This is a genomic window from uncultured Microscilla sp. (assembly GCF_947493425.1).
Taxonomy (GTDB): domain Bacteria; phylum Bacteroidota; class Bacteroidia; order Cytophagales; family Microscillaceae; genus Microscilla.
Map to the genome: position 1 here is coordinate 1 of NZ_CANLRP010000198.1, position 15,022 is coordinate 15,022.

The window sequence follows — 15,022 nt, forward strand, 5'->3', positions numbered from 1 at the left end:
CAAAAATGGCTTAAACGTGTTAGAAGCCTTATCCAGGATTGCTAAATATCAGGTTAGCACATACACTGATTAGTTACTCATTTTTTAGATTAAAAAACAGTACGCGGTCTTTTTTACGGGTGTTTTTTTTCGTAGCAAGATGCTGCTTCAATGTCAGATTATATAATGTAACCCCTTTGATAACTAAGTAAATTCTACATTACTTCGAGGCTATTTTGGCAGCTGTTTATCCCGCAAGGAACTAAGTACACTGTAAATTAAGTAAGTTATCCTAGTAGATAATCGCTTTGTATTTAATATTAAAGGTAATCATTATAGGCTGATTGTGCGGATTAACTTTGAAGTTAAAATAATTTGGATTCGTTTTATTGGTACTCATGCTGAATATGACAAAGTGAATGCAGATACAGTTTAATTATGAATATCAATATAATTAAATATGCATAGTCTTTTATCATAAGGAGGTTACACCTTAAAATCCAATACGAACAACCTGTGCAGTATACTTCCACCAAAACAAGGATTGAAACGTTAAATCAATATGAATCTTAAAGTAATAAAAACCGAAACAGAATATAACCAAGCATTAGAAAGATTAGAAGAAATTTTTGATGCTAAACCTGGAACTGCTGAAGGTGATGAACTGGAAGTACTATCTATTTTGATAGATCAATATGAAAGTGAACACCATTCAATTGCTTTACCTGACCCTATTGAAGCCATTAAATTTAGAATGGAGCAGTTAGGGCTTCAACAAAAAGACTTAGTGGAAATCATTGGCTTCAAAAGTAGAGTAAGCGAAGTAATGAACTATAAACGAAAGCTTACCTTAGAAATGATTAGGTCGATACACAAAAGTTTAAACATTCCTACTAACGTGTTGGTGCAGGAATATTAAGCAAGCTCTTAAAATTTTTAAATGGAACAAACGAAAATTCAAACACACTTTCAAAGCACAAAACACTTGCGTAAATATATCCTTAAATTTAGTCTTGACTCATTAGCAGGCCGTTGTAGTAAATAAACAAACGAACTCTTGATGAACACACTCACACAAACCGCCATAATTCTTCTATTTGCATCTTTCATAATTAGCTGCAACAAAAAAGAAGATACCACATCCCCAGCCACTGCCCAGCTAGTGGCTGGAGTCAACGAAATATCTATTGACCAAACCATAGAAGGAAAAACTGTTTCCCGAAAGGTGTACATAAAAGCCCCCACCGACTTAAGTGGTAGCACCCAGTCTTACCCTGTGGTATTTGCTTTTCATGGGTCGGGAGGCAGTGGCATGCAATATTTAAGTAATACTACCCTCAACCAACTAATTGATGGCAAAGAGTTTATTGGAGTGTACCCCAATGGTCATGCCAACGATGGCAGTAGTGGGGGGTATTGGAACTTAGGCACTGAAGCTACTACAGCAGATGACGTAGAATTTGTCAAACTCATTGTACAGCAACTTGCCAAATACCCCGAATTAGACACCTCTAAAATGTATGCATTTGGATTTTCGAATGGTGCTGGAATGGTGAATTTGTTAGGAAAGTCAAGCGACCACTTTAGAGCCATTGCTCCTCTTTTTAGTCAACAAATTATAAGCACTGGCAACCTTACCCCTGCCAAAACCCTGTCCGTTTTTCAAGTAAATGGTGCCGTTGATAACCTGGTGCCTGTCAATGGAGGTACCTCTAAGGTAGGAGAGTTTTTGTCAGCCGAAAATAGTGCTTTAAATTGGGCAAAGACTTTTAATTGTAGCACTACTGTTGTGCAGCAAGATTTAGTTTGGAAAACCGCTCAAGTCAAGTCATACAGTTATGCTAATTGTGACTCTAGCCATGAAGTAAGGTACATGGTAGCCCTCGCTACTGGTCATGGCTTTGGCAATCAAGAAGTAGATAACATCTTATTTACTGAAATATGGAAGTTTTTTCAACAACATTAAAACTAAAAAGCTGAGTGAGCTGATAGGGTTGCTACATTTTTGCGATTAATACCCAATTACCCAAACTTGACTCTAAATTGCACTTTTCCTATAACCAATGTTACCAGAAAGTTAAAATTTAACGTTTTTTGGCATTTTTTCAGAAATAGTTTTGGAATCTAATTTTTAATGCAATACGTTTGTGCAACATTTAACTGATAAAAGAGCAATGAACTTAAACATTCACCAATTTCTATTCAACGACAAAATCGCCGCCTCCAAGCGTTGCGCTTGCTGGTTTTGGTGTTGTATGTGTCGAATGGGAAGGTGAATTGTATTATATAAAAATACCAAAATATAATCTCAAGCCTTCCCTTATCCACAGGGAGGGCTTTTTTATTCGATAGCACCGTTTCATCACACACGAAACTTTGTAAGAAAAAATAAAGCGTAAAGCCTTTTCTGTTGCAATTCAGGAAAGGCTTTTTTGTTGCCGTAGGTCTAAATCTTCTTTCCGAAATTGCCCAAGGGAAACCAAGAAGAACACTTAAGTATTCAAATAAACCAAGTAAGACACTACGACACAATGCAAAGTTTTAGAACCGAATTAGAGGATTTGAACAACCCAATCGTTGAGAAAGACATCATCGAGCTGGGCAATAAAATTCAATTATTCCATGAAGGAAAAATTGACGATGAAAAGTTTCGCAGCTTACGATTGGCGCGAGGAGTCTACGGACAACGTCAGCCGGGGGTGCAAATGATCCGAATCAAAATACCTTTTGGACGCCTCACTACTCAACAATTGGTACGCATTGCCGATGTTGCCGACGAATACTCTGACGGCAACTTGCACGCTACTACCCGCCAAGACATTCAGATTCACTATGTGAGCCTTGACCGCACCCCTGAGCTATGGGCACAACTCGAAAAAGACCAAATTACTTTGCGTGAAGCCTGCGGCAATACCGTGCGTAATGTAACTGCTTCGGCAAGAGCAGGGATTGACCCCAACGAGCCCTTTGATGTATCGCCTTATGCTCAAGTGGTGTTCGAATACTTTTTACGCAACCCGGTTTGCCAGGAAATGGGTCGTAAATTTAAAATTGCTTTCTCATCAAGCGAAGCCGATACTGCCTTTACTTTTATTCACGATTTGGGCTTTATACCCAAAGTACGCACCAACGCCCAAGGCGAAGAAGAACGCGGTTTTAAAGTAATGTTGGGTGGTGGCCTAGGTGCTATCCCTCACTTGGCTAAAACCGGGGTAGAATTTTTACCCGAAGATCAATTGATCCCTTTCAGTGAATCTATTCTCAGGGTGTTTGATCGCTACGGAGAGCGTAGCCGTCGCCAAAAGGCCAGGCTTAAGTTTTTGGTAAAGGAATTAGGGCTCGAAAAAGTACTGGAGCTTGCTGAAGCTGAGCGCAAAGCTTTGCCTTACAAAACCTACCCGATCAACCGCGATATTTTACCAGAAGTAAGCCCTCCAGCACCACTAAACGGGGCACTTGCCAACATACAAATAAATAACCAACAACAATACGACCGTTGGCTTGCTACCAATGTATTTGAACAAAAGCAAGCCGGGTTTTACGGAGTCTTTATTAAACTGCCTTTAGGCAATATGAACACTAAAACGGCACGTGAGCTTGCGCAAATTGTGCAAACTTACGCTGCTGATGACATTAGAATTACCATTAGCCAAAACTACTTGCTAAAGTACGTACGTAAAGAATCGTTGCCGGCCTTGTTTCAGGCACTCGACTCGCTCAACCTTGCCCAACCGGGTTACGACAGTGTGGCCGATATTACGGCTTGCCCTGGCACCGACACTTGTAACCTGGGCATCTCAAGCAGCACTGGCATTACCCGTGCTCTTGAAGAGGTAATCCACGCTGAATACCCCGACTTGATTCATAACCAACAAATTAAAATCAAAATTAGTGGCTGCCCCAACTCTTGCGGACAGCACACGCTTGCCACCATTGGTTTCCACGGAAGCTCTATTAAAAAAGGCGCCTTGGTATTGCCAGCTCTACAGGTATTGTTAGGAGGTGGTGTAAGTGGCAACGGAGATGGTCTGGTGGCGGATAAGGTGATAAAAGTACCCAGCAAACGTGGCGTAGAAGTGCTACGTGTGCTACTCGCCGACTATGACGCCAACCAATTAGAAGGTGAGTATTACCCTGATTATTACCGTCGTTTGGGCAAAAAATATTTTTACAGCCTACTTAAGCCTTTGGCAAACCTGGACAACCTGGAACAAGACGATTTTCTTGACTGGGGACACAACGATCCTTTTGAAGTGATCAAGGCAGTAGGCGAATGTGCGGGGGTAATCATTGACCTGGTGGCTACGTTGGTATACGAAACCGAAGAAAAATATCAAACCGCTCAACAAACTTTTAACGAAGGGGCTTACGCCGATGCCATTTACCATGCTTACAACACTTTTATCAATGGTGCCAAGGCTTTGCTGCTGGGCGAAGATGTAAAAACCAATGCTCAGATTACAGTGATGAAAAAGTTTGAAGAGCATTTGGGCAATCAAGCCGAATTTACCTTTGAGGGTGGTTTTAAAGCACATGTATTGCGCATGAACCAACACGCACCCACCGCTGAGTTTGCCAAAGAATACATTGAACAGGCGGGAGATTTCTTAAATAAAATTAAAGCTTATCGTGGCAAGCAAGTAGCGGAAACGACACTTTAGGTGCTAGGTATTGGGTGCTGGGCGTTGGGTAAAAGCGACGCATTAAGCACCCAAAATAATGAACACTAAAAAACCAAGAACCCAATACCAAGTACCAAGAACCCAAAAAACACTATGAACGCTTTTTTAAACAATACCAACACTACATTATACCAGGGGGCTTTGAGCCAACGACGCACCCTTAAGCCCAAGCTTACGCTAGTGGGCGCGGGTCCTGGCGACCCCGAACTCATTACCCTGAAGGCTATCAGGGCTTTGGCAAACGCCGATGTGGTGCTATACGATGCCTTGGCAAATCCGGCTTTGTTGGAATATGCCCCCAAAAGTGCCCTTAAAAAGTATGTGGGCAAACGCGGAGGTAAGAAATATTTGTCGCAAGACCAGATCAATCAATTGATTGTAGAGGAGGCTTTTCAACACGGGCACGTAGTGCGCCTTAAGGGAGGAGATCCTTTTGTGTTTGGCCGCGGACACGAAGAGTTGGCTTTTGCCCAATCGTTTGACATGGACACCGAAGTAGTGCCTGGCATCAGTAGCTCGCTTGCCGTGCCTGCACTTAAGCAAATTCCTTTGACCAAGCGTGGCATCAACGAAAGTTTTTGGGTAATTACGGGCACCACCAAAAAACAGGAAATATCTCAAGATATGCCTTTAGCAGCACAATCATCGGCTACGGTTATTATTCTAATGGGAATGCGCAAACTCAAAGAAATCACCGCCATATTTAGCCAATACGGTAAACAAAATACACCCGTGGCAATCATTCAGAATGGAAGTTGTACCAACGAAAAAACTGGTTTTGGCGAAGTACACAACATTGCCGATATAGCCGAGCAAAAAGGCTTAGGTGCTCCAGCAGTCATTGTAATTGGCGAGGTAGTAAGGTTGGCAGCTTCGGCTCCAGCTGAATTTAAAAATTTGGTAAACCAACAGATCAACGCGGGCAACTATGGCAACTATGGCAACTAATACTACAACAGAAAACACAGGCAACAACTTGTTTCCTATTTTTTTGAAGCTACACCAGCTCGATATTTTGCTGGTAGGCGCAGGCAATGTAGGGCTCGAAAAACTTTCGGCGCTGCTCAAAAACAGCCCTGAGGCCAATGTAACAGTGGTGGCAGATATGGTACTGCCCGAAACGCGCGCCTTGATTGATCAACACCCTACGGTAAGTTTGCTTGAGCGCCCATACCAGACAAACGACTTAAAAGACCGCGACTTGGTGATTTGCGCCACTGACAATCAACCACTGCACCAAAGCATTCGCCAACAGGCACGAGGGCAAAAAACTATTATCAACGTGGCAGATACCCCCGACTTGTGCGATTTTTATTTGGGGTCGGTGGTAAAAAAAGGAGATTTGAAAATAGCCATTTCTACCAATGGCAAGTCGCCTACGCTGGCAAAACGCATGCGCCAGTATTTTGAGGCTACTTTGCCCGATAATATTCAAAATCTACTGGACAATTTGCACCAGTTTAGAAACCGCCTCAAGGGTGACTTTCAGCACAAGCTGGAAACCCTCAATGCGCTTACCGAAAACATGGTGGCAAACGGGGCAAACACTCCAACAACAGGAAAACAGGAACAACAAAAGCAGGCTGAAAAGTCGCACAACGCATAGTGATGAATTTAGAGAAGGTACAAAAGGCTTTTACATGGCATATTCGCCGGGTAGTATACACTGCAGCAAGCCTTTTTTTGGTGAGTTTGGTCATCGTGTTTTTTGTCAACCAACCTCCAGCGCTGAGCAAGGCAATTCGACAAATCACCCCTCACCTCTCATGGAGTTTTGTGGGCTACATTGCCATTGGTTTTGTAGTACAAACCATTGGGGTGGCTTATGGGCTCATTACTTCTACCATATTATTGAGCCTGGGCTTGCCGCCTATTTTAGTAAGTAGTAGTGTACATGCCACCGCAGTATTTACCAATGGTACGTCGGGCTGGGCACACTACCGCATGGGCAATATCAACAAGAAGCTTTTTTGGCATTTGCTCATTCCGGGCATTGTGGGGGTGTTGTTGGGTACTTTGTTACTCACCAGCATCAATGGTCACCTGATTAAACCTTTTGTAGCAGTGTACATGTTGGGAATGGGCATTGTGGTTTTTTCGCGTTCGCTCAAAAAGAAAGTCCGTAAACAAAAGACTAGAAACATTACACCGCTTGCTTTGGTTGGCGGTTTTCTCGACGGGGTAGGCGGCGGTGGCTGGAGCGCCTTGATTACTTCTACGCTCATAAGTAAAGGACGCACCCCACGCTATACGATTGGTACGGTAAACACCGTGAAATTTTTTATTGCGGTAATTTCTACCGGAGCATTTTTGAGTTTAGTACACCTTACCCCCAAAGACTGGATGTTGATTGCGGGCTTGCTGATTGGTGGGGTGCCAGCGTCTTACTTTTCGGCTTTTTTAGCCGCCAGGCTTCAGTCTAAAATGCTGATGCGGATTGTAGGGATTACGATCATTTTATTGAGTAGCTATATGGTAGGGAGCTTTTTTTATGCCTCTATTACTTAATCGTTTTATAGATGGCTCTATTGTTTTATGGTTCGCGAAGCGAAGCTCAAAAACTACCAACTCTGGGCTTCTATCTACCGATTTCATAAGCTACTGAAAGTCAGAATTATATGGAATTAGTAATAGGCTTGAAGCACCGATATTCATCGGTATCTAAGGACTTGAGGCTGTAGAGGCTCCCGACTATTGACTATTTAACTATGTACCAAGACAAAATTAAATATACCTAATATGCAAGTATAACTATCATATTATGAGAGAGTTATCTTTGCTTGTAGCTAATTGCTTGCTGCTACTTAACATACATAAAATAATGAACGAGTTATTAATCATCTTTTTAGTAGGCGTTGTGCCTTGTCTTATTGTAGGAGTTTGGCAAACTAGTGTGGGCTATCTGGTGATTAGTCGTGCACTACAAAGCAAAACCTGGCAAAAAACCAATGGAGTGCTTACCGCGAGCATAGAGAGCACTGCCGATGAGGTAGACTTTAGTGCAGTAGTCCCTCTAAAAATTGCCTACCGGGTAGATGGACAGATCTATCATTGCCGAAAGGTAAATTTATACGAAAACTGGAAAAAACAGGCGCAGGCTGCCCAACAACTACAAAGTAAAGACTTTGTGCCAGTGTATTACAACCCTAAAAACCACCAGGAAGCAGTCATAGAAAAGGGGCTGAAACCCGTATACTGGTTGCCAGTAGCTCTGGGTATTAGTAGCCTGGTAATGGCGATGGCTGGTGTGTATTATTTAGTTTTTTGATATAGTCGGGAGACGATAGTCAATAGTTGGGAGAAGTTGCAAATATGATAGCTACCAACTATTACTAACTAATAAAGCATTTAACTAACAATGGATAGTTTACGGTAGGTTAAACTAGCAAGCTAGAACCTGACTGGACTACCAACTAACAATAAAGAATATGAAAGAATTAGCCAACATCAACACGCTTGCCGATGCGCAAAACCCGGTACAGACGCTCAGAAACCTGGCTAAAAAGTTTGCCGGAAAGATTGCTTTCTCGACTAGCTTTAGTCTTGAAGATCAGGTAATTACTGATATGATTTTTAGTTATCAAATCCCCATCAAGGTATTTACCCTTGACACAGGCAGGCTGTTTAAAGAAACGCACCAAGTATTGGAGGAAACCAACAAGGCTTATAAGCAAAAAATTGAGGTGTTTTTTCCAGAGAGCCAAGAGCTCCAGACCTTGGTAAGCAATAAAGGAAATTATAGTTTTTATGATTCAGTAGAAAACCGCAAAGAATGTTGCTTTATCCGTAAGGTAGTGCCTTTGAACCGTGCCCTGCAGGGGGTTGAGTGCTGGATTACAGGCATCAGAGGTGGACAATCGAATAACCGCCAAAGCAATATGGATGTGCTGGAATGGGACGAAGGGCGGGGCATTGTAAAAGCTCACCCGCTATTTGCCTGGTCGCTCGACCAAACCGAAAAATATATTTTAGATAACAACGTACCCTATAACCAACTGTATGACCATGGTTACCCCAGCATTGGCTGCGAGCCTTGCACCCGTGCCGTAAAGGTGGGCGAAGCGCTTCGCGCCGGACGCTGGTGGTGGGAAAACCCCACCAAGAAAGAATGTGGGTTGCATAAATAGTTGGGAGTTGGGAATCAATAGCCCTAAAGGCCCAAAGCTTGAGGCTACCGACTAAAAAACTTTTTGTCGTAGTAGTTAACCCATAAATAGGGTTCAATATTTAAACTAAGTGATGGTGCAAATACAGGCAAGTTGCCTGTACTTGCCTTAACCCATAGATAGGGTTCATTTTATATTGATTTAATACCCGCCGAGGCTTATAGCTCACGGCTAAACTTTGAAACATTTAACAACACAACAAGCAGTAATTGAAGCTTGTAGCTTAAAACTTACAGCTGCTATAAAAAAACACTTATGAAACAATATACTTTAGATTACCTGGATCAATTGGAGGCAGAAGCCATTCATATTTTAAGAGAGGTGGCAGGACAGTTTGAACGCCCTGCGTTGTTGTTCTCAGGCGGAAAAGATTCTATTACTTTGGTGCGTTTGGCGCAAAAGGCTTTTCGTCCGGGTAAGTTTCCTTTCCCTTTGGTACATATTGACACTGGACACAACTTTGATGAGACGATTCAGTTTCGCGACCAATTGGTGGAGAGCCTAGGTGAGGAGTTGGTGGTGGGCTATGTGCAAGAGGCGATTGATAGCAAAAAGGTAAAAGAACAAAGTGGAAAATATGCCAGCCGTAATTCGTTGCAGACTTATACGCTGCTGGAAACTATAGAAAAACATCAGTTTGACGCTTGTATTGGGGGGGCGCGCCGCGATGAGGAAAAGGCTAGAGCCAAAGAGCGAATTTTTTCGGTAAGAGATGATTTTGGTCAGTGGCAACCTAAGAAACAGCGTCCGGAGCTTTGGAACATTTACAATGGTAAAATCAATAAAGGCGAAAACGTGAGGGTGTTCCCTATTAGTAATTGGACTGAGTTGGATGTGTGGAACTACATCAAACGCGAAGGCATTGATATTCCTTCTATTTATTACGCCCACGAGCGCGAGTGTATCGAAAGAGATGGGCAGTTGATGGCCAATTCGCCTCATATCAACTTAGATGTGAACGATACTTTTACCAAACAAACAGTGCGTTTTCGTACGGTAGGTGACATTACTTGTACGGCGGCGGTTTCGTCTAAGGCGAGCACTATAGACGAGGTAATCGAAGAAATCAAAGCTTCACGTATTACCGAGCGTGGTTTACGCATTGACGACCAACAGTCGGAAGCAGCGATGGAGGATAGAAAGAAAGTGGGGTATTTTTAGTTGGGAGTCGGGAGTCAGTAGTCGGGAGTTGGGAGTCAGTAGTCCATAGATTTAGTAAGACTAAAGACTTATCGCTTATCGCTAAAAGCTTGATGCTAGAGAAGCTCCCAACTACTGACTATGAACTAAAAAACTAATAAGAATAATGATTGGGAGTTAGTAGTCGGAAGTCCATTGATTTAGTAAGACTAAAGACTTATCGCTTATTGCTAAAAGCCCCGACAGGGGGCAAGCTTCAAGCGACAAGTCGCAAGCTATGCCCTGTTCCACAGGTATCTACACTTTTGTATCACGTTGATTTTCAATTGTTTACAAAAAGCGTAATTAAAAGCTTGATGCTAGAGAAGCTCCCAACTACTGACTACCGACTATGGACTATGAACTAAAAAACTAAATTACATTTAACTAAAAACGAGAAAGTCATTATCATTATGGACATATTAAGATTTATTACTGCCGGAAGTGTTGACGATGGCAAAAGTACTTTGATTGGGCGCTTGCTATTTGATAGCCAATCTATTTTGGACGACCAACTGGAGGCGATCAGCCGTGCCAGTAAAAACAAGCAGAATGGCGAAATTGACCTTGCCTTGCTTACTGATGGGTTGCGCTCAGAGCGCGAACAAGGCATTACTATAGATGTTGCATATAAATATTTTAACACGAGCAAACGCAAATTTATCATTGCCGATAGCCCTGGGCACGTGCAATATACCCGCAACATGGTAACGGGTGCATCTAACTCTGACCTTGCCATTATTTTGATTGATGGGCGCAATGGGGTGATTGAGCAAACCCGCCGCCACTCTTTTATTTGCAACTTATTGGGAATCAAACATTTTGTGGTTTGTATCAACAAAATGGACCTAGTAGACTATAGCCAGGCGCAGTTTGACAAGATTGTGGCAGACTACAAAGAGGTAACCAAAGGACTGGATATTCCTAACCTTACTTTTATCCCGGTAAGCGCCCTTGACGGGGACAATGTGGTAGAGCCTTCAGAAAAAATGCCTTGGTATGAGGGCAAACCTTTGCTGAGGTTTTTGGAGGAGGTAGATGTAGACAAAAAACCTCAATTGAGCAGCAATCGTTTTCAAGTACAGTGGGTCATTCGCCCCCAAACGGCTGACCACCCTGACTATAGAGGGTACGCGGGCAAGGTGCTAAGCGGGGTATACCGTAAAGGCGATGAGGTAACGGTATTGCCTTCGGGTACACGCTCTAAAATAAAAGCGCTGGAGATTAACCAAGAAGAAATTGAGGAGGCTTTTGCTCCTATGTCGGTGGTGTTGCACCTCGAAGACGACATTGATATTAGCCGGGGTGATATGATTGTGCCCTCACAAGCGAGCCTCTCTCCTACTCGCCAAATCACGGCTTCTATTTGCTGGATGGATACCCAACCGCTGGAGCCTAACCAGTTTTATTTGTTGCGCCACAACAGCAACACTACCAGGGTGAAAATCAGTGATTTTGTGCACAAAATAGACATAGAAACTTTGCAGGAAACAACGGGCGCTGACAAGTTTGATTTAAACGACTTGGGGCAAGTCCAATTAAAAACTGCTCAAGAGATATTGATAGATAATTATAAAGAAAACCCTGCCAACGGTAGCTTTATTTTGGTTGATGAACATAGCCATAATACTGTAGCTGCCGGAATGGTGGTGGCTGTAAGTTAGTTAAATGTTCAAAGACCTCACCTGGCTTTCGGATGGGGTCTTTTTTATAGTCCAGAGTCTGTAGTCCAATGGCTCACGCGTCTATTTTTTAATGCTCAATCCTTAAAGTCAGTAGCCTCGCTGTTTTAAATGTTCCGAAGGATCACTTGAAACCACACATAAAAAGAAACCTTCGATCTTTACAAGACAGGCTTTCTAGTCTTATGGCTAACCTCTTATTTTGCTGTGCATCAACATGATAACCAACGCTTTTTCAAACTTGACAATATTTTCCAGTGGCAAGTTTTCTTTTCCTTTAACAACTTTGTTTACATACTGTGGTGTAACACCGATTACTTCTGCCAACTCTTTTTGTGTTTTTGGAGCAATGTTATTTTCTTTATTGCTTCTCAAAACAAGTAAAATCTTGGTAGCAATAGCAAAAGACACATCTAGCCAAGCTTCATTTTCAGCCCTATATTTTGCCTTTTCTATCCAAGTAATATCTTTTTTTGAGTTTTCTTTTAATTTCTTCTTTATGCGTTCAATACTCATAGGTTAATTGGTTTATTCCTATAAAGAATCTTCACTGGTTCTTGGTCTAAAATCAATTCCCAATTTTTCTTTCAAAAAATGTTTAAGGACAAATACTTCTATTTTATGTATACTTCTAGGGTTATCAAGAAAAAACTTTGTATAATCTCCTTCTGATTCGGGAGCAATAATTTGCATCTTTCTCTCCTCTCCTTTTAAATCCTTAACTATCTCATCATGTTTAATAGTTGTATCCCAACAAACTATCGAATACAGGTTTTGAAAAGAATGATTAAAATCTTTTGTAAGAAAAAACTTAAACTCAACATAATATAACTTAGCAGATGTTACTGGTGTTGTTGAATCACCCTTAGCAATTACATCTAACCCTGAATGTGTATCATAATCCAACATTTTAAAAGGGAAAATGTCTTTTTCTAATACAGATAACTGTAACACTAAAGCAAACACCCCACTTTCTCTGCTAGGCTCAACTAATACTATATTTTTATACTCGCAAATTTTTGAATTTAATATTTTCTTTTCTCTCCATTTAAATTCTTTCTGCTCTTTTTCAATCGTTTTATATGCAGTAGCTTCTGACTCAAGCCACTCCATCTCAGTCCAATCATTACTTTCAATGATTTGATTATAAATGCTCCTAACCTCATCTCTTATATCATCTAGTATTTCAGAAGGTGTATTATCAACAGATCCTCTATTAGCCGTAAGTCTCAAATCTTGGCAATTAAAGAATGCATGAAACTTCACGTATTCACTCCCTTTCTTTGTTATCCACTCATTCTTTCTTTGAATTGGTATAAAATCTTTACACAACCATATCCCATACCGCTCTTGAACAGTATAATCACCCATTTTTCTAGGTTTGCCAGACCTTCTTAACATAGGATTGCCCCATTGTTTAACTTTATTACCCTCTATTGAAAAAGTTGCCTGATATGATATTTCAGGATGATTTTTTAAATGACCTTCCTTTATTATTTGTTTACAATAATAGTCTGGTGCTGAAACCATATACTTTTCAAAAAGCTTTTGTACAGAAGGGCTTTTCTCTGGAAAAACATGTCCAAACTTCAATTCCTCATATTTATCTTTACCAAAACCTTTTAAAAAAAACTTAGAATCTTGATGAACCGATATACCATGCTTCAATTCAAAAGACCCAAACTTAGTAAACCATAAAATATAATCTTTTAAGTTTTCATGGGTAAACTTATCACGTCTATTATTATTATAACCGTATATAATAATTTCCGTCCCAGAATACTCTAAATCATCACTTTGTGAAACATCAACAATAGGAATATTTCTATCAAACAGTTTTTTGATTGGTTCATCCATAATGGCTCTATAACAAGGCGAACCCGATTTTTGAGTAATAACTTCTATCTTAGAGCTGTTAAAATAAACTTTAGTACCATGTCCTTTTTCACCTATATTCTCCTCTTTACCTCGACTTAATGAGTTTCCTAAATCAAAAAATGATTGTAAACCTTCCTTATCCATGCCTAAACCGTCATCTTTCATGACTATCTTTAAAACCTTTTCTCCATACCTTTTGACAACGTCAAAAGATATGTATATATTCTTTGCTCTAGCATCAAAGGCATTACTGACTGCCTCCCTTACTATATCTAAAGGGTTAGAAAAATCATTAGCAATCTCAATAAATTCTTGAGTTTCATCTACTGAAGGCTTTATTTCGAATTTTTCCATATATTTTTTAAGTTAAAGGATATGAAATATCATTTAAAAAACATCCCGCTCTTGCAATTTTAAGTATTCTTCGCCTCAGTTTGTGTCTCCACAACTGAGTTTACGAGTTCAGCAAAGCTAAATCGCCCCATTGAAGCGCCTGTAAACAGTATTTTTCAAGTTTCGACAAACCCTTAAAAATACGATATAAGGCTATAATGGTACTTTTAAAAAATCTCAGCCGCAGTTTCACCGCGCTGGGCTCAATAAAGTTAAATGCTGGGTAGAGTACTTTGTAACAATTAAGCTAAAGGAAATAATTTACACATTCTTTAGCCTCATTATTCACTTTTGCAAGGTTAAAATTTCCATGAAAAACCACAAGGTGTTGGGGTTTGCCTCTACTGGCGTAAGTTTAACGCAGCGTAACTCCGAAATAAGTTCGGAACTGTAAGCTTGTGTCTACAGATAATTGAAAGTTTGCAACTTTCCTTACTTCTAAAGAGCAACGTTGAATAGTTAAAATCACTTGCTTGGCTAAACTAATGTTTTGTTTTTGAAAAACAAGGCAAATTAAAAACTTACCCTTATTTGCTAGGTCAATATCATTCAGTCAATAGACGATGGTTTTTTGCTGCCCCGCTGTTTTAAGCCCTGGACAATGTGTCATTAATAATCGTAGAACAACCTTCTCGTTTTTCGGAATACTGAAAAACACCCTCAAACGCTGGAATCGGGGTCGGCTGTTAAAACCCTTCCGTATAAGGCTTGGATGAATGGAAGTCTCCCAACTTACTTGAGTAGCAAAACCTCTCAAAATACTACAGAGCGCCAAGCAATGAAATTTACTACCCTGCTGTTTTAAGTGTTCCGAAGGGTCACTTGAAACTCCACATAAAAAGAAGTCTTCAGACTTCTAGCCGTATGGCTCACTTTGAGTCGAAAACTATTTTGCTGCGCAAACAAGTCCGAAGACTTGTACTTATCAATACTTTCAAGTCTCCTAAAAAAGACTTAAAAGAGCTGAGCAGGTTGAGTTTGGCCACCCCTGCTGTTTTAAGTGTTCCGAAGGGTCACTTGAAACTCCACATAAAAAGAAGTCTTCAGACTTCTAGCCGTATGG

13 protein-coding genes and 1 pseudogene are annotated in these 15,022 nt (G+C 40.8%); 12 read left to right on the forward strand and 2 right to left on the reverse strand.

Annotated features, from left to right (window positions below; all coding sequences use genetic code 11):
- Positions 1–268: 268 nt before the first annotated feature.
- The 11 genes and pseudogenes from Q0954_RS29010 to Q0954_RS29060 form a co-directional block, all read left to right on the forward strand.
- Positions 269–415 (forward strand): annotated as a pseudogene (locus Q0954_RS29010) (type II toxin-antitoxin system HigB family toxin); the annotation flags it as partial.
- A 126-nt stretch (positions 416–541) separates the two neighbouring features.
- Entirely contained in the window at positions 542–898 is a 357-nt protein-coding gene (locus tag Q0954_RS29015; RefSeq protein ID WP_299463726.1) for a type II toxin-antitoxin system HigA family antitoxin, read from the forward strand.
- Positions 899–1,039: 141 nt separating this feature from the next.
- Positions 1,040–1,945 carry a PHB depolymerase family esterase gene (locus tag Q0954_RS29020; RefSeq protein WP_299463729.1) on the forward strand — a complete coding sequence of 302 codons (906 nt, stop codon included), beginning with the start codon at positions 1,040–1,042 and terminating at the stop codon, positions 1,943–1,945.
- Positions 1,946–2,510: 565 nt separating this feature from the next.
- A complete protein-coding gene (locus Q0954_RS29025) occupies positions 2,511–4,640 on the forward strand; it encodes a nitrite reductase (RefSeq protein WP_299463731.1) in 2,130 nt (709 codons plus the stop codon).
- A gap of 114 nt (positions 4,641–4,754) precedes the next feature.
- On the forward strand, positions 4,755–5,609 hold the full coding sequence (cobA, locus tag Q0954_RS29030) for a uroporphyrinogen-III C-methyltransferase (RefSeq protein WP_299463734.1): 855 nt from the start codon (positions 4,755–4,757) through the stop codon (positions 5,607–5,609).
- Entirely contained in the window at positions 5,599–6,267 is a 669-nt protein-coding gene (locus Q0954_RS29035) for a bifunctional precorrin-2 dehydrogenase/sirohydrochlorin ferrochelatase (protein WP_299463737.1), read from the forward strand. The genes cobA and Q0954_RS29035 overlap by 11 nt, the downstream gene beginning before the upstream one ends.
- Before the next feature lie 2 nt (positions 6,268–6,269).
- Positions 6,270–7,169, forward strand: coding sequence for a sulfite exporter TauE/SafE family protein (locus Q0954_RS29040; protein ID WP_299463740.1), 900 nt, complete (start codon positions 6,270–6,272; stop codon positions 7,167–7,169).
- 313 nt (positions 7,170–7,482) lie between these two features.
- Entirely contained in the window at positions 7,483–7,929 is a 447-nt protein-coding gene (locus Q0954_RS29045) for a DUF3592 domain-containing protein (RefSeq protein WP_299463743.1), read from the forward strand.
- Between the two features lie 160 nt (positions 7,930–8,089).
- Complete coding sequence (locus Q0954_RS29050; RefSeq protein WP_299463746.1) at positions 8,090–8,788, forward strand: phosphoadenylyl-sulfate reductase; 699 nt, start codon at positions 8,090–8,092, stop codon at positions 8,786–8,788.
- 294 nt (positions 8,789–9,082) lie between these two features.
- Positions 9,083–9,988: a sulfate adenylyltransferase subunit CysD gene (gene cysD / locus Q0954_RS29055; protein WP_299463748.1), complete on the forward strand. Its 906-nt coding sequence runs from the start codon at positions 9,083–9,085 to the stop codon at positions 9,986–9,988.
- Between the two features lie 431 nt (positions 9,989–10,419).
- Positions 10,420–11,670 (forward strand): GTP-binding protein, encoded by a 1,251-nt coding sequence (locus Q0954_RS29060; RefSeq protein ID WP_299463751.1) that lies wholly within the window; start codon positions 10,420–10,422, stop codon positions 11,668–11,670.
- Between the two features lie 207 nt (positions 11,671–11,877).
- On the opposite strand, the gene Q0954_RS29065 is transcribed toward Q0954_RS29060, so the two are convergent.
- Positions 11,878–12,204 (reverse strand): helix-turn-helix transcriptional regulator, encoded by a 327-nt coding sequence (locus Q0954_RS29065; protein WP_299463754.1) that lies wholly within the window; start codon positions 12,202–12,204, stop codon positions 11,878–11,880.
- An 18-nt stretch (positions 12,205–12,222) separates the two neighbouring features.
- On the reverse strand, positions 12,223–13,920 hold the full coding sequence (locus tag Q0954_RS29070) for an ATP-binding protein (RefSeq protein WP_299463757.1): 1,698 nt from the start codon (positions 13,918–13,920) through the stop codon (positions 12,223–12,225).
- Between the two features lie 903 nt (positions 13,921–14,823).
- On the opposite strand from Q0954_RS29070, the gene Q0954_RS29075 reads away from it, so the two are divergent.
- Positions 14,824–15,022, forward strand: a 199-nt coding sequence (locus Q0954_RS29075) for a hypothetical protein (RefSeq protein WP_299463759.1), incomplete at its 3' end; no start/stop codon positions are given.

Excerpts from the sequence above, each read along its gene's own strand:
- Q0954_RS29045 (WP_299463743.1), top strand. The coding sequence starts at position 7,483 with ATGAACGAGTTATTAATCATCTTTTTAGTAGGCGTTGTGCCTTGTCTT.
- Q0954_RS29060 (WP_299463751.1), top strand. The coding sequence starts at position 10,420 with ATGGACATATTAAGATTTATTACTGCCGGAAGTGTTGACGATGGCAAA.
- Q0954_RS29035 (WP_299463737.1), top strand. The coding sequence starts at position 5,599 with ATGGCAACTAATACTACAACAGAAAACACAGGCAACAACTTGTTTCCT.
- cobA (WP_299463734.1), top strand. The coding sequence starts at position 4,755 with ATGAACGCTTTTTTAAACAATACCAACACTACATTATACCAGGGGGCT.
- Q0954_RS29065 (WP_299463754.1), bottom strand. The coding sequence starts at position 12,204 with ATGAGTATTGAACGCATAAAGAAGAAATTAAAAGAAAACTCAAAAAAA.
- Q0954_RS29050 (WP_299463746.1), top strand. The coding sequence starts at position 8,090 with ATGAAAGAATTAGCCAACATCAACACGCTTGCCGATGCGCAAAACCCG.
- Q0954_RS29070 (WP_299463757.1), bottom strand. The coding sequence starts at position 13,920 with ATGGAAAAATTCGAAATAAAGCCTTCAGTAGATGAAACTCAAGAATTT.
- Q0954_RS29015 (WP_299463726.1), top strand. The coding sequence starts at position 542 with ATGAATCTTAAAGTAATAAAAACCGAAACAGAATATAACCAAGCATTA.
- cysD (WP_299463748.1), top strand. The coding sequence starts at position 9,083 with ATGAAACAATATACTTTAGATTACCTGGATCAATTGGAGGCAGAAGCC.
- Q0954_RS29020 (WP_299463729.1), top strand. The coding sequence starts at position 1,040 with ATGAACACACTCACACAAACCGCCATAATTCTTCTATTTGCATCTTTC.
- Q0954_RS29025 (WP_299463731.1), top strand. The coding sequence starts at position 2,511 with ATGCAAAGTTTTAGAACCGAATTAGAGGATTTGAACAACCCAATCGTT.
- Q0954_RS29040 (WP_299463740.1), top strand. The coding sequence starts at position 6,270 with ATGAATTTAGAGAAGGTACAAAAGGCTTTTACATGGCATATTCGCCGG.